At 66.3% G+C, this 13,973-nt stretch carries 10 protein-coding genes; 3 read left to right on the top strand and 7 right to left on the bottom strand.

All coding sequences use genetic code 11. The features are described 5' to 3' along the window. Positions 1-28: 28 nt before the first annotated feature. Positions 29-1,351, top strand: coding sequence for a putative glycoside hydrolase (locus tag QYS60_RS21555; RefSeq protein WP_371384232.1), 1,323 nt, complete (start codon positions 29-31; stop codon positions 1,349-1,351). A 1-nt stretch (position 1,352) separates the two neighbouring features. On the opposite strand, the gene QYS60_RS21550 is transcribed toward QYS60_RS21555, so the two are convergent. Genes QYS60_RS21550 through QYS60_RS21530 form a run of 5 tightly spaced genes read right to left on the bottom strand, consistent with a single transcriptional unit; the run spans position 1,353 to position 8,782 of the window. After that, a complete protein-coding gene (locus QYS60_RS21550) occupies positions 1,353-2,570 on the bottom strand; it encodes a glycosyltransferase family 4 protein (protein WP_371384231.1) in 1,218 nt (405 codons plus the stop codon). Then, complete coding sequence (locus tag QYS60_RS21545; RefSeq protein ID WP_371384230.1) at positions 2,567-4,840, bottom strand: glycosyltransferase; 2,274 nt, start codon at positions 4,838-4,840, stop codon at positions 2,567-2,569. The genes QYS60_RS21550 and QYS60_RS21545 overlap by 4 nt, the downstream gene beginning before the upstream one ends. Then, positions 4,837-5,904, bottom strand: coding sequence for a glycosyltransferase family 4 protein (locus tag QYS60_RS21540; protein ID WP_100246230.1), 1,068 nt, complete (start codon positions 5,902-5,904; stop codon positions 4,837-4,839). The genes QYS60_RS21545 and QYS60_RS21540 overlap by 4 nt, the downstream gene beginning before the upstream one ends. After that, the gene (locus tag QYS60_RS21535) at positions 5,901-7,397 is read right to left on the bottom strand and encodes an O-antigen ligase family protein (RefSeq protein ID WP_371384229.1); all 1,497 of its coding nucleotides are present in this window, start codon (positions 7,395-7,397) and stop codon (positions 5,901-5,903) included. Before QYS60_RS21535 ends, QYS60_RS21540 begins: the two co-directional genes overlap by 4 nt. Beyond that, positions 7,394-8,782 (bottom strand): hypothetical protein, encoded by a 1,389-nt coding sequence (locus QYS60_RS21530; protein WP_003935133.1) that lies wholly within the window; start codon positions 8,780-8,782, stop codon positions 7,394-7,396. The genes QYS60_RS21535 and QYS60_RS21530 overlap by 4 nt, the downstream gene beginning before the upstream one ends. 227 nt (positions 8,783-9,009) lie before the next feature. Between QYS60_RS21530 and QYS60_RS21525 the strand changes: the two genes are divergently transcribed. After that, positions 9,010-9,732: a GNAT family N-acetyltransferase gene (locus tag QYS60_RS21525; RefSeq protein WP_371384258.1), complete on the top strand. Its 723-nt coding sequence runs from the start codon at positions 9,010-9,012 to the stop codon at positions 9,730-9,732. Positions 9,733-10,033: 301 nt separating this feature from the next. Here QYS60_RS21525 and QYS60_RS21520 read toward each other — a convergent pair whose 3' ends face one another. Continuing rightward, the gene (locus QYS60_RS21520) at positions 10,034-11,428 is read right to left on the bottom strand and encodes a polysaccharide pyruvyl transferase family protein (RefSeq protein ID WP_371384228.1); all 1,395 of its coding nucleotides are present in this window, start codon (positions 11,426-11,428) and stop codon (positions 10,034-10,036) included. Positions 11,429-11,720: 292 nt separating this feature from the next. On the opposite strand from QYS60_RS21520, the gene QYS60_RS21515 reads away from it, so the two are divergent. After that, entirely contained in the window at positions 11,721-13,091 is a 1,371-nt protein-coding gene (locus tag QYS60_RS21515) for a glutamate-1-semialdehyde 2,1-aminomutase (RefSeq protein ID WP_371384227.1), read from the top strand. On the opposite strand, the gene QYS60_RS21510 is transcribed toward QYS60_RS21515, so the two are convergent. Next, a complete protein-coding gene (locus QYS60_RS21510) occupies positions 13,076-13,963 on the bottom strand; it encodes a MazG family protein (protein WP_371384257.1) in 888 nt (295 codons plus the stop codon). The two genes, QYS60_RS21515 and QYS60_RS21510, sit on opposite strands and share 16 nt — an antisense overlap. Between the last annotated feature and the right edge of the window lie 10 nt (positions 13,964-13,973).

Below are 13,973 nucleotides of genomic sequence, written 5' to 3'. Positions count from 1 at the left end.
GTGGCAACGCCGCGTACAGCGTTCGTGTGTGACCCTCGCCGTCGCCCTCCTGGCATCGGTCGCGGGATGCAGTACATCCGACGGCGTCCCGCCGCCCGTGCCGTCCGACGCAGGCCTCCTCACGTTCCCCAGAACAGCCACGTACTTCCTGTTCCAGCACGATCTGCCGACCGCGCAAGAACTCGCCCAGTACGACGTCGTCGTCATCGACAACGAGTGGGGCCACCGAATGCCGCGGGACTTCTTCGACGACGTCCGGGCAGCAAACCCGCGAACGCGCCTCCTCGCCTATGTCAACTTGATCGACCATCCCGACCGGCTCGGTTCCGAGGAGTACTGGCGCAATCGATATCGTCTCTGGCAGTTCGATTCTCACGGAGAGAGCCAGTTCCCCGACGAGTGGCTGGCGAAGCGCGCGGACGGCACGGTGGTCAGCGAATGGCCCGACACGTCGATGTCGAACCTCACCGACCAGGGACCGAAAGTGGACGGATTGTCCTTCGGCAGATACGCGGCCGACTGGGTGGTCGACACGGTGTGGTCGGAGGGGGTCTGGGACGGCATCTTCCTGGACGTGTGGGGCGACCGAATCTACAGCGCCGATTCCGACCGATGGGATATCGACCGGAACGGCACGGATGAGGCGGACGCGCAGATCTACGGCGAGGACATGCCGTGGGGCAGGGGAATCGAAGAGGCCGAACGCATCATGCGCGACCGCATGCCCACTGCCCTGCTCGTCGCCAACGGAGACAGAACCCTGCGCGATCGACAACTCGACGGGCGGGCATGGGAGAACTTCGCCGACCCTCGTGCCGAGCGTGATCCCCGCTTCGACATCGAGCAGTACATTCGTCTCACCGCGCGGGGCGATCATCGGGAACCGGGACTGGCCATGACCATCAACAAGCTCGGTCCCCAACCCAGCTCCGAACGCGAACTCACCCGTGCACGGTTCTTCCTGACAGCCACACTTCTGCAGGACGGCTACTGGGCGCCCATGGGATCCGACTACGGCGAACCCGCATACATCGACGAGATGGACGGCGGTGGGCTCGGCAGCGGATACCTCGGCGACCCGATAGCCCCGAATCCGACGCTCGCACATGTCGAGGCGCAGTATTCCGGAACTGCAGGAATCGGGATGGTTGCACCGAATGTCTTCCGCCGCGACTTCGACCACGGCATCGTGCTCGTCAACAGCAGCGACGAGCCGGCGACCGTAGCGCTGGGCGGGACGTTCCGGCACCTGACCGGCACCGCCGACCCGGAAACCAACGACGGAAGCACTACGGATCGTGTGACGATACGTTCGTACAGCGGTGTGGTCCTGTTGCGCAACAGCCAATGACTCACCCCGCGACCTGCGGAAGTGCAACGTCGTCGCGGAACAACGCCCCGTAACATCGAAGAAGGTTTTCTCGCGACGTCCGCCACGACAGTTCCTGCTCCACCCGCGATCGGCCGAGTGCCCCCAGGCGGGCACGCAACTCGTCGTCCCTCAACAGGATGTCGACCGCTCGTGCGAAGGCCTTCTCGTCGTTCGCCGGCGCGTAGAGCGCAGCGTCGCCGGCCGAGACACGGGCCTCGACGAGGTCGAACGACACCACCGGCCGGCCGATCGCCATGTACTCGACGATCTTGTTCATCGTCGAGAGGTCGTTGAGCGGATTGCGCGGATCCGGCGCGAGGCACACGTCCGCGGTGGACAGACAGCGTTGCACGAACTCGTCCGGCACCCGGCCTGTGAACTCGACGACGTCGTCGAGGCCGAGGTCACGAGCGAGCGCCTGCATGGCCTCGAATTCGTCCCCGGCACCCATACAGATGCAGTGCACATCGTCCCGGCCGAGGTCCCGGTGCAGATATGCCACGGCACGCAGGAGATAGTCGATTCCGTCCTGCGGTCCCATGACGCCGAGATACGCGAGGAGATAACGCTTTCCCCTGCGCAACTCCGGATCGGGAGCGCGCCGCACGAATCGTTCGAGATCGGGCGCACTGCGCACCACGGTGACCCGGTCCGGCGCCACATGTCCACGCCCGATCGCGATCCGGCGGTAACTGTCGTTGGTTGCAATGACTGCATCCGATACCGCGAACGTCAGCCGTTCGAGCAGCCTCGTCGCAAGGTACAACATGCGTCCGCCCCCGGGAAAGCGCGACTGGAACAACTCCGGCACGAGATCGTGGTGATCGAATACAAATCGCGCTCCGCCCGGACGCAGAACGAGTGCCACAACGAACAGCAGGTCCGGGGGGTTGCACGCGTGCACCGCGTCGACGCGGCCTTCGCGCCGCACTTTCAGCGCCAGCCGGGTGGTGTGCCACAGGGCCGCGGTGTACTCCCTGAGATAACCGGCCGGCCCTCCGGTGGCGGCGCGGAGAGGATAGCGGAGGATCCGAACACCCTCGATCGTGACCTCCGGCTCCCGATCCTGCCCACCGCCCATCGGGCAGATCACCGTCACCTGGTATCCCGCCTCGGCCAGCGACCGGCTCTCTTGCCATACCCGACGGTCGAACGGCACCGAGAGGTTCTCCACCAGCACCAGAATGTGTCTCTTCATCGCTGCCCTCCCAGGGTCTCGACGAGAAGCTGCTCATATGCGCGCACCGTGTCCTCGATCCGGAAGTTCTGCTCCACACGCATTCTGGCGCGCTTACCCATCTGCACTCGCAGTTCGGGGTCCCGAGACAATGCGAGTAGACCATCTGCCAGTCCCTCCACGTCACCGACCGGCACCAGATATCCTTCCGCGCCGTCGGTGATCAGATCACTCAGGCATCCACAGTCGGTCGCGACCACAGGAACTGCGGCAGCCATCGACTCCAGTACCGCGAGCGGCATCGCCTCGTGCACCGAGGAAAAACAGGTCACGTCGAATCCCGGAAGCAGAACGGCGACGTCCCGACGAGTCCCTACGAAGAGCACACGATCTGCGATACCGAGTTTCTCTGCCAGGCAGATCAATTCTGCCATTCGCTCGCCGTCCCCGACCACCACCAGACGTGCCGGACGCAGCAGCGGAAGTGCCTTGGAAAATGCCTCGAACAGCACGTGGTGCGCCTTCTGCGCGCTGAGCCGGGCCACGACGGCGACGACGAAGTCCTCAGGACCGAGGTCGAGCGCCTGCCGCGCGCGCACCCTGTCTTCTCCGGTCGGGGGGTCCCCCACCGCGATGCCGTTGGGTATGACGACCTCCGAGGTTCGGCTCCACCGGGATCTGCCGACGCCCTCGTGCGCGTGCAGATAGTCCCGCTGGCTGTGCCCGAGGAGAATCATGGCGTCGGCAAGCCACAACGAGGCGACGATCCATCGCGGAAGGCATCTGCCGCCTTGCGATACGAGATCCATGTCGTGAACGGCAACGAGATCCGCCCGCACCCCGGCCGCATGTGCGGCGATCCGGCCGAGAGCCAGGGCGGCGCGGTGATGATGCGTGACGAGCACCGCATCGGTCCGGTCCCGGCGCAGCGTGTCGATCAACTTGGGCAGCGTCGTCAGGTCCCAACGGTTTCGCCGGTCCAGCACTTCGACCTGGATGCCGGCGTCCCGGTAGTCGTCGGCAAGCGGCCCGGCCTCGTGCAGGCAGACCAGGCGCGGTAGGACCAGACGTCTGTCGAGACGCCGGAACACGTCGAGCATCACGGTCTCGATTCCACCGACGAAGGTGCGGTCGAGCACGAGGGTGAGCCGGACCGGACTCCGGGGTGGACCGGCGGCCTCCTCCAACGCACGTTCACTCTCGGCGACACTCTGCGTCAGGGTGAAGGAAGACTCCACCCGCGCACGGGCTGCCTGCCCGAATCGCCACCTCAGATCCGGCGAACGCAAGAGGGTGAGCAGCGCCTCGGCCAGCGCTTCCGGATTTGCCGGCGGCACCAGGATCCCGGTGGTGCCCTCATCGAGCAATTCGGAGACGCCGCCGACGTCGGTGCACACCGCAGGACGTGCGGTGGCCATCGCCTCGAGCAGCGCTATCGGGAAGCACTCGACGGTGGAGGACGTGAGGGCGAAGATGTCCAGGGCCCGCAGGACGTCCCTGACGTCCGATCGAGCTCCGGTGAACACGACGCGGTCCGCGATCCCGAGTTCACGCGCGAACCGTTCGAGACGAGCACGCTCGGGGCCGTCACCGACCACGAGAAACCGCGTCTCGGGTACCTCTGCGAGAACGCGGCGGGCCGCGCGCAGGAGTGTGCGGTGATCCTTCTCCGGACGCAGGGCGGCGACGATTCCCACGATCGGTTCGTGCGATGGGATTCCTAGTGCAACTGCGACATCCCGATTCGGTGACGGGATGAATTCGTGCGGCTCGACTCCATTGTGAACGACCCGGATCTTGCGCTGCGGGATTCCGAGATCCTCGGTGAGGTACCTCGTCTGCGCGCGTGCCACGCCCAGGAACATGTCGGTGAACGGTTGCAGCACCTTGTCGCAGATTCGACGCCATCGACTGCGTGGGTCGATGTCGCCGCAGTTGTGCACCCACACCGACAAGTGCGGCACCCGCGCCCACACGGCCGCGATCCTGCCGAGACTCTCGGCGCTGTATCCACGAGTCACCACTACGTCCGGCGCGAATAGACGCATCTCCCGGCGGAGCTCGACGAGCGCCCGTAAAGCCTGCCTCTTGCTCCTGTGCAGCGCATGGGCGGAAATTCCTTGTGCCTGGAGCTCGCCGAAGAGTTCCCCTTCGCTCCCGATGCAGATCAACCGAGCCGTGAACCGGTCGGGGTCGAGCCGCGGCAGAAGCGTCACCGCGTGCCGTTCTGCGCCGCCGATCCGCAGGTCGGGGACCACGAACATCACTCTCACCGGCTGTTGCGTGCTCATCGTCGGAGCTCCTCGTACAGGTCGTCGAATCGACGCCACACCACGTCCACATCGAAGTCGGAACGGATTCTCTCCCAGGCCGCGAGGCCCAGCCTGGTGCGCAGCAACTCGTCGCACAGCACCCGTTCGAGGGCTGCGGCCAGAGCAGTCGTGTCGTCGGCGGGGATCAGAACCCCACACGAGTCGTCGACGAGGTCCGGAATTCCGCCTGCCGTGCTGGCTACGACACACAATCCCCGCGCCATGCCCTCGAGAATTGCCATCGGCTGGCCCTCGTCACGCGAGGGCAGTACCAGTACGTGCGCACTGTCGAGCAACTGGGGCACCGCCTCCGGCGGAACCCAGCCGGGCAGCGCGACCGTGTCCGTCAACGCCAGTGCACGGACCCGTTCACGCGCGCGCCCTACTTCTCCGTCACCGGCGACGGTCAACCGTGCGTGCGCGGAGGTCGTCCCTTCCGCAATCCGAGCCCAGGCCTCCAGCAGCGTGAATGTGCCCTTGCGGTCGCCGATCTCGCCGAGGAACAGCACGTGCAGGGGTCCGTTCCGGCTGGACTGGTCGACTCTGGTTGCAGGTCGGACCGCATTCGGGACAACTACGACCCGGGCATCGGGTGCAATCTTCTGCAATCGTTGTCGCCAGCGCTCCCCCAAGGCGACCACGACCGCAGCGCGCGCGAGTGTCGAACGGATGAGCAGTCGGATCGGGAAGGGCGCGCGATCGTGAAATCTGTCGAACGAGGAACCGTGCACATGCAGCACGACCGGCACTCGGAAGACGGACGCGACCCAGGCCAACGTCGCCTTCCGGATGAAGCTGCCCGCTATCGACGTGTGCAGGTGCACCACGTCGGGACGATCGTTGACCAGCGCACGAAGGAAGACGACGAGGCCGTTCGCGAATGCACCGATCCGGGCGGGCTTGGATCCGTTTCGGTGCGTACTCACGTGTTCGATGTCCCACCGGTCCCACAGCGGCGTGTCGTGCATGGTGCGCACGAAACTCCCCACTCCACCGCGGGTGGTCATGCTCGTCGACGCCCACACGACATGGCGCCGCGTCATCGCTTCACGCTCCCGGCCTCGGCTGTGTACCGGTCGGCGCATCCGATCGCGACCCCTACCAGCACCATCACGGCAGCGTTCGGAAAGTCGAAGAATCGCAGATCGACCGTCAATCCGGTGATCGCCATTACCATCAGTCCCAGCAGGCCCAGAAGGGCCGTCCGGCGGCCGTCGAGTCCGTATTCGGGCAGAATCCGATACGCCCGGAACAGCCGCACCGCGAGCAGGACGACGACGGCAATCCACAGCCCCAGGCCGATCAGCCCGAGTTCGGCCGCGATGCCGAGCTCGTTGAAGTGGGAGGAGATTGCGAAGCCGCGAATCCACGGCACCTCCGGCGACCACTGCTTGTGGTGGTAGGTGTTGACGGCGGTGAATCTGCCTATCCCCCAACCCGTCAGCGGCTTCTGCCCTATCGCCCACAGGGCGGTGCCGGCGGTGTTGAGCCGGTCCTGCACTTCGGCCGGTGAGCCGACGCCCCCGGCCGAACGATCGGTTCCGGTGAACCGTTGCCAGTTCGTGGCGATGGCGATCACCGCCGTGGTTGCCGCAAGTACGAATCCGGTTCGGAATCCTCGTGCCCACAGCATTCCGGCGACGATCACGAGCGCAAGACCGAGCCACACCGCACGGGTATGCGTGAAGTACACACCGTAGGCGCACGCGACCGCGATGACGGCAGCACAGAGCCGGCGAAAGCGCGGCTCTGTGCGTTCCGACGACAGCACGAGCGCGACAGCGAAACCGAGAATGAGCACCATACCGTTGACGACCGGTTGATTGAAGATCCCGACAGCGCGTCCCTCCCAGATCGGAGCCGTCACTATGTACCGCGGCCATACGAGAGCCTTGGGGCCGAGGAACTGCATGATGCTCACTGCTGCCGAGTACGCTGCCAGCACTGCGACGATCCACAGCAGTGCTCGAATCGCCGACACCCGCACGAAGACGTATCTGCCCACGAGATACGCAGTGAAGGGGATCAGGACACCGGTCAGAACGAAGCGCGCGACGGACAGCGACGCCCCGGTCACGGGAACGGTCGCAAGGTATCGGTGCGTCGCGAGCATCGAACCGATGTTCCATACCACGTACAGCGCCATCGCTGCCTCGACTGCGCCGACGCGCGCGTCGGCTGCTGATGTGGTGTACATCCAGATCCCGAGTGCGGCAATCACCCCCGCATAGGCAAGTACGAACGGATCCACCGGCAGGATCGGCGGCAGCGCCACCCGGATAAACGTCGTCAACAGGAGCAGGAACAGCGCGACGACGGGCGAGCGGAGACCGGCGGCAACCATTGCGCCTGCAACTGCCGCGAGGAGCAGCAGCACTGGGAACTTCGCTGGAAACCCGGTCGCGACAGCAGCGATCGCGAGGACTGTCGCCGTCGCAGCCGCGATCAGGACGAGGTGGACGGCTGTGAAGGATCGGGGCAGCAGACGCTCGGTCGACGCCGGTCCGCGGGTGGCCGGGTGCGCTGCCGTCGTCATGGGCGCATTCCTGGAGTCTGCGCAGGGGTACGGCCGAGGTCATGGTGATTGTGCACAGCAGCGGACCAGGAGATCTCTTCCGCAGGCGGGTACGGCGCAGAAGTATCGCCGCGCGGATCCACGACGACCGCTCCGAGGAGGTGGGCGTCCACCTGAGTGAGCAATCGGACGGCCTCTGCCGCGTCCGGCTGGCGTGCGCGGCGCCGGTCGAGTACCAGGACAGTTTTCTGTGCCGCCGCGCAGAAGATCTGAGCGTCGGCGTCCTCGGTGACCGGCGCGAGGTCGAACAGTACGACGTCGGCTTCACCGCGGAGCTGCTGCAGCAGTGCCTCGAGCCGTTTGCCGGACAGCGGCACAGACTCACCGGTCGTATCCCGCATGCTCAGTACCCGGAGTCCATCGCCGGGTGCCTCTGCACCGGCGCCGGCAACGGTCGACGACGTCACGTTCTGAGGAATCACGACGACACGGACGCCGGATCGACTCCAGCGTCGGGCCACCTGGCGAGCGACTTGTCCTGTCACCTCGCCTCCGGTCGGCGACGTCAGGGCGACGGTGCGGAGCCCGCGAACCTCGCCGGCGGCGAGGGTGTTCACGAGGTTGTGGAACGCGAGCTGACGTGCTCGATCCGCCGAGGTCGAACCGCCGGCCGGGACGACCCCGAGCGACTCGATACCGAGGCGCTCCCGAACATCCTGGGTGGTGCTGATCCGCCGCATGACGGAATCGAGTGCGAGCGCCACGAGTACTCCGAGCACCATTCCCCCCAGTAGACCGAGTGCCACGTTCCGGAAGAGGGATGGCGAGTCCTCCGAGACGCCGGCATTCAGCTGCAGATCCTGGATCTGGTTGGTCGCGTCGAGTTCGAGCTCGCTGATCTGCGCCTGCAGCTGAGCGAGCGCCACGTTGTCGGCGATTCCCGGCCGTGATCGCTCTTCGTCGAGTCGCTGGCGCAATTCCTCGAGGGATCCTTCCCGCCCCCGGTCGCGCACGGAGTTGACATCGTCACGAAACGTTCCGGCCATGATGCGGGCCGCCTCTGCAGCGGTCTCCGCGTCTCCCGCCGTAGCCTCGACGAACAGGATCGGTCCGGCCGCCGCAGTGCGAGCGGAGAAGGACGTGTCTGCGGGAAGGCTCCCGACGACACGCAATTGCTCCTGATACGAGGAGTCGTTGAACAGATCCACGTAGCCCTGCACGAGAACCGCGTCCTGTTCCGGCGCGCGATTCTGGGACGACACGATCAAGGCCGAACGGCCCGTGTACTCCGTAGCACTCTGCCCTGTCGTCCACACTGCTCCCCCCACGGCCAGCAGCGTCGCCAGCACCACGATGGGCCAGTAGCGGGCGAGGTGGCGAATCCGATCATTGAGTGTGCTGTCCACAGCCCCTCCGCAGCACCGGGGAGCGCTTCGACGCTCCGAGTTCATGAAGGCCATTCCCGACTCGGGTAAGAATCTACCCGATAAAACCAACTTAGAGTATCTTTATAAGTCGAATACGGGTCGTAAGTTTGCAGGGGCGGTACGTCGGGGCGAGAGGAGCAGATGTGGACCCTCCACGGACAGCGATCACGATCGTGATCGCCGCCTGCCGATTCCACCTGAGGTCGATGCGGCACCTTGCCCACCCTCGTCGGATCCGGCAGAAGCGACTGTTCCTCGGGCCGGTCCGGGTAGCCGGGCACACTGTGGCTTTGCGTAGTCCACGCTTGGGCGACGCAACGGCTTGGAGAGAGATCCGCCTTCGGGACCAGCGGCTCATCGAGCCCTACTGGCTGACCGCCACGGACGACTGGGACCGCCGCCATACCGTCACCGTGTGGGTGGGCGAGTGTCTCGCACGCCGCCGGGCCGAACGGTCCGGCACTGCTCTACCCCTGGTGGTCGAGATCGACGGAAGATTCGCGGGGCAGTGCAATTTCGAATGCATCGATCCCGCGGCCCTGACCGCTCAGACGAGCGTCTGGATCGACTCTCGATTCGCCCGCGCGGGTATCGGCCTCGCAGTCGGCGGCTTGGCGATGAGTTACCTCTTCGGCACTCTCGGGCTGCGCCGGATCTCGGCTGCCATCTGCACGGAGAATGTGGCGGCAGCACGTACGGTGCAGCTTCTCGGGTGCCGACGCGAGGGCACCATGTCCAGCTATCTCGACGTCGGCGGACTGCGCCGAGATCACGACCTCTGGGCGATCACGTCGGAGATGTGGCAGCAACAGCAACTGCTCCGCGCGCAACTCGAGCAGGTCGCAGCGTCGGACACACCCGTGGTGGCGGACACACACGAGGCCGGCACACATGAGGCCGAAACCGCACGTATGCGCCGTCCCGGATGAGAAGACACCGAACGGCTCGCCCCGGACCAGGCCCGTTTACCGACCGGGTCCCTAGGTCAGGACCGTAGGTCAGGCCGTAGGTCAGGTACTGCTGCAGGTCGGGTACTGCTCTAGGCCAGGTTCCTGTAGGGCGGGAATCGACTGTAGTGCAGGGAAACTGCACCCATGCCGATCGGCCGGGAGCGGCCTCGCGCATTCAGGTTCGGAGCCTTCAGGTTCGGATGGTCCCTTGCGAGATTACCTGCGCTCGCGATATTGCCTGCGCTCTCGGTACACCTGCACTCGTGCACTCGGCCGCGAATCAAACGCTCGACTGCCGATCGAGCATGGACTGTGCGGATGCACCGGAAGCCCGTTCGACCAGACCGAACATCCGCTCGTAGGCTTCTCGACTTGCCGCGACCTGAGCCCGCGCCCGCTCCCGTAGTACCGGACGTAGTTGCGGAGCCGCGTCCCACAGTTCCCGGATCGACTTGGAAAGCCGGTCGTCGAGATCGTGGGCATCGAGGTGAATCAACTCGAGACCGCCGCCGAACATCGCCCTCAACCCACCCAACTTGCCGTCGTAGTACTTCGACGACGACAGCCCGACGACCGGAATACCTTGAGACAGAGCAAAAACAGCCACATGGTACGCGCCGGTGACCAGAACCCGGCACCGTCCGACTGCAGCAGCGAGATCTCGGGCACGTGCGTAGCGATCCAGGGGCGCGGCCACCGACGGATAACCCTCGAGCAGCGGCAGCGTCGATCGGCGGTCCTCCGACTCGTACTCCGAAACGATCAGTGGCACGAGTGTGGCACCGACCCCGAGAGCGAACTCCTGCACGGACCGGCGCACACTCGTCCGAGCCTGAGCCCCCACGGGCGAATAGTCTGCAATACGCAGACAAACGCCGAGATCGGAGCCCATCTCAGGCCGGCCGACGTCATATCCGAGCTCCACGGCGTCGTCTCCGGTAATGTATATCCGCTCGTCCGGTACTCCCATCCTCGCCAGCAGGTCCGGACCGCACACATCCTCCCGCAACGCGATGACATCGACCCGCGGCAGCACCTTCGCGGCCCGAGCGAAGAGAACCGGATCGTCGATCGGGCCGATCCCCTGACCTAGCGCGGCGGTGGGAATCCCCTTTTCACAGGCATATTCGAGCAGATCCAGGGTGCGCGTTGCCTGGTATGTGTCGACGTCAGCGAGGTAGCCTCCGCCCATCGCAACGATCAGCGACGCTGTCTTCGCCGCCTCCGGAATACGAGCAGCGCGATTCACCGTGTTCCTGTCACGGTCGTGGCTGCGCCACTCTTTCATCCGTGTCAGCGGATGACGCACCGAGTCGGGCAGTTTGCGCAACTGCCGCCTCGGGGGATTGGTCAGGGACCACCACACTTCCGAGACTCGTCCGACAACCGCAGGTCCCAACCGTGCCGGCAGCTGAGAAGACCGTCCCAGCCTCGACCAGTGGGCTCCACGCCGGTACCCGACCGGCTCGGCAGCAGGCTCGAATGCTCGTAGCAGACCGGGTGCGTAGGTCAGGACGCCGATGCGGGCGTCGGGCCAGCGCGCCCGGATCCGGCGCACGGTGACATCGAGTAACGCCAGGTCACCTTTGTTGTTGAGCCAGTATTCGCCGTTGTCGATCAGGACCCGGATGGGAGGCTCCCCACCGGCAGACAGACCGAGCGGAATCTTCACCATCCGCAAACTCCCATCGGATCGAGCACAGTTCGATCGCGGCGTCGTCCTACTCGACGGCTGTTCGTTCCATCGGGTAGAAATGTTCAGGGCGGAGGGTCGTTACCGTTTACGATACCGCACAAGGCCTACCGATTGAACCCCGAAGTTGTTGGGGAACACCGGAGAAGGTTGCGATCGCGCGTACTCCTACCGAGAATGATGACGCTGCCTCATACCTGTGTACCCTCGGAGCCTCCCACTTCCTCTCGTGTCCGCCCCTCGCTCCAGGCGTCGTCGTCGAAGGGAGCCGACAGTGCCGCACTCTTCTCCACCCTCGTTCGTCCGATCCACGAAACTCCAGGCCCGGCTCCACGAGATCGTGCCCGGCGGTGCGCACACGTATGCCCGGGGCTCCGACCAGTATCCGGAATTCATGGCACCCGTCCTCGAGCGCGGGGCGGGTGCCCGCGTGTGGGACGCCGACGGGAACAGCTACGTCGAGTACGGGATGGGCCTGCGCTCGGTGACGCTCGGGCACGGCTACCGCCCCGTCGTCGATGCCGTCGCCGCCGCGATCGCCGACGGCACCAACTTCAGCCGGCCCACGACCCTCGAACTCGCCGCGGCCGAGGACTTCCTCGCTCTGGTGCCCGGCGCCGACATGGTGAAGTTCGCCAAGAACGGCTCCGACGCCACGACCGCGGCCGTGCGCCTGGCGCGGGCCGTCACCGGCCGTCGGCACGTGGTGGCGTGCGACCAGCCGTTCTTCTCCGTCGACGACTGGTTCATCGGCACCACCCCGATGAAGGCGGGAATCCCCGAGGAGGTCACCGAGCACACCCACCGGTTCCGGTACAACGACCTCGACTCGCTCGAACAGGCCCTGTCGGCCAGGCCGACCGCATGCGTGATCCTCGAGGCCGCCACCGCCCTCGCCGAGCCCGATCCCGGCTTCCTGCCCGGCGTGCGCCGCCTGTGCGACCGGCACGGTGCCCTGTTGATCTTCGACGAGATGATCACCGGATTCCGCTGGTCCGAGCACGGGGCGCAGGGCGTGTACGGCGTCCGGCCGGACCTGTCGTGCTGGGGCAAGGCGATGGGGAACGGCTTCCCCGTCGCCGCGCTCGCGGGCCGGCGCGAGTTCATGGAACTCGGCGGCCTGCGCACCGACGGTGACCGGGTGTTCCTCCTGTCGACCACGCACGGACCGGAGTCCGGCGGACTGGCCGCCTTTCGTGCGGTGGTGCGTGCCTACGCGACCGAAGATCCCATCGGCCGGATGGAAGCAGCCGGTCGCAGGCTGGCCGACGCCGTCAATGCCGCGGCCACGGATCTCGGCGTGGGCCGCTACGTCCAGGTGGTCGGACGCCCGTCCTGCCTGATCTTCGTCACCCGTGACCTGAATCTGCTTCCCTCGCAGGAATTTCGCACGCTGTTCCTGCAGGAGATGCTCGTCCGGGGTGTGCTCGGACAGTCGTTCGTGATCTCGGCGGCCCACACCGACGCCGACCTCGAGGAGACCGTGGAGGCAGCGCGCGGCGCCCTCGCGGTGTACCGGCAGGCCCTCGACGCGGGCGGGGTCACCGGCCTCCTGCACGGCCGGCCCGTCGCCCCGGCGCTGCGTGCCCGTGCGGAGCCGCGGCGGCTCGGAGAAGCGCCGGTCGGGACTCACTTCTCCCAGTAACGCACCCATGTATCCGCATCGAGACCGCCGTACGGCACGCCGTCGGCGTGAGCGGCCTTCTCGGTCGCGCGCACCGTCGCGACGAACTGCAGCGTCGCGCTGCGCAGCGCGTCCTCCGCGCCACCGTCGCCGGTGACGTGCACCGTCCGGAGTTCGGGCGGGACGAGATGCGCGGGGAGTCCGGCCCGGGTGGCCCGGGCGATCACCTTGTCGGTCAGGGCCAACGCCGGCTGTGCCGTCGCGATGCCGTCCAGGCAGGAGGGCCGCGCCTTCTCCGCCGCTTTCGCCACCTCCCACGCCGCCTCCTGCTCGGCCACGTCGATCGGGCCGGAGTGACCGTTGGTCAGGTGCGGGCTGCGCGACGCGAGCTTGGCGACGAGCGTGTCGGCGACGTCGTCGACCGTGAACGGATCGGTTCCGGACTCCTCGGCGATTCGCGAGTGGAACAGCACCTGGAGCAGCAGGTCTCCGAGTTCCTCGCGCAGACCGTGCGGGTCGCCCTCCTCGATCGCGTCCAGCAGCTCGTACGTCTCCTCGAGCAGGTAGCGGCGCAACGAGTCGTGCGTCTGGGTGACCTCCCAGCCACCGAATCCCCACAGCCGGTCCATCACGTCCACGGCACGCAGCAGGCGCTCCCCCGGAGCGGGCGGAGCGGCGATCACCCGCTCTCCCCGCCGTACGCGTTCACGCACCGCCTCGTGCTCCGGGTCGACGGCGATCAGTGTCTCGGCCCCGGATCCCACGGTGGCACCGAGGATTTCGCACACCTTTGCCGGAACGTCGTCGGTGCAGTCGAGCGGCCCGGTCAGCAGCGGCACCGCCTCGAGCGGCACCGATCCGGGCCGGTACGGGTCGAGCAGAATCACCGTCACCGCCGTCGCC

The sequence above is a fragment of the Rhodococcus sp. GXMU-t2271 genome (assembly GCF_041414735.1).
GTDB lineage: Bacteria > Actinomycetota > Actinomycetes > Mycobacteriales > Mycobacteriaceae > Rhodococcus > Rhodococcus indonesiensis.
The sequence above is the reverse complement of the archived record's forward strand: the minus strand, read 5'-3'. Positions and strand labels throughout refer to the sequence as shown.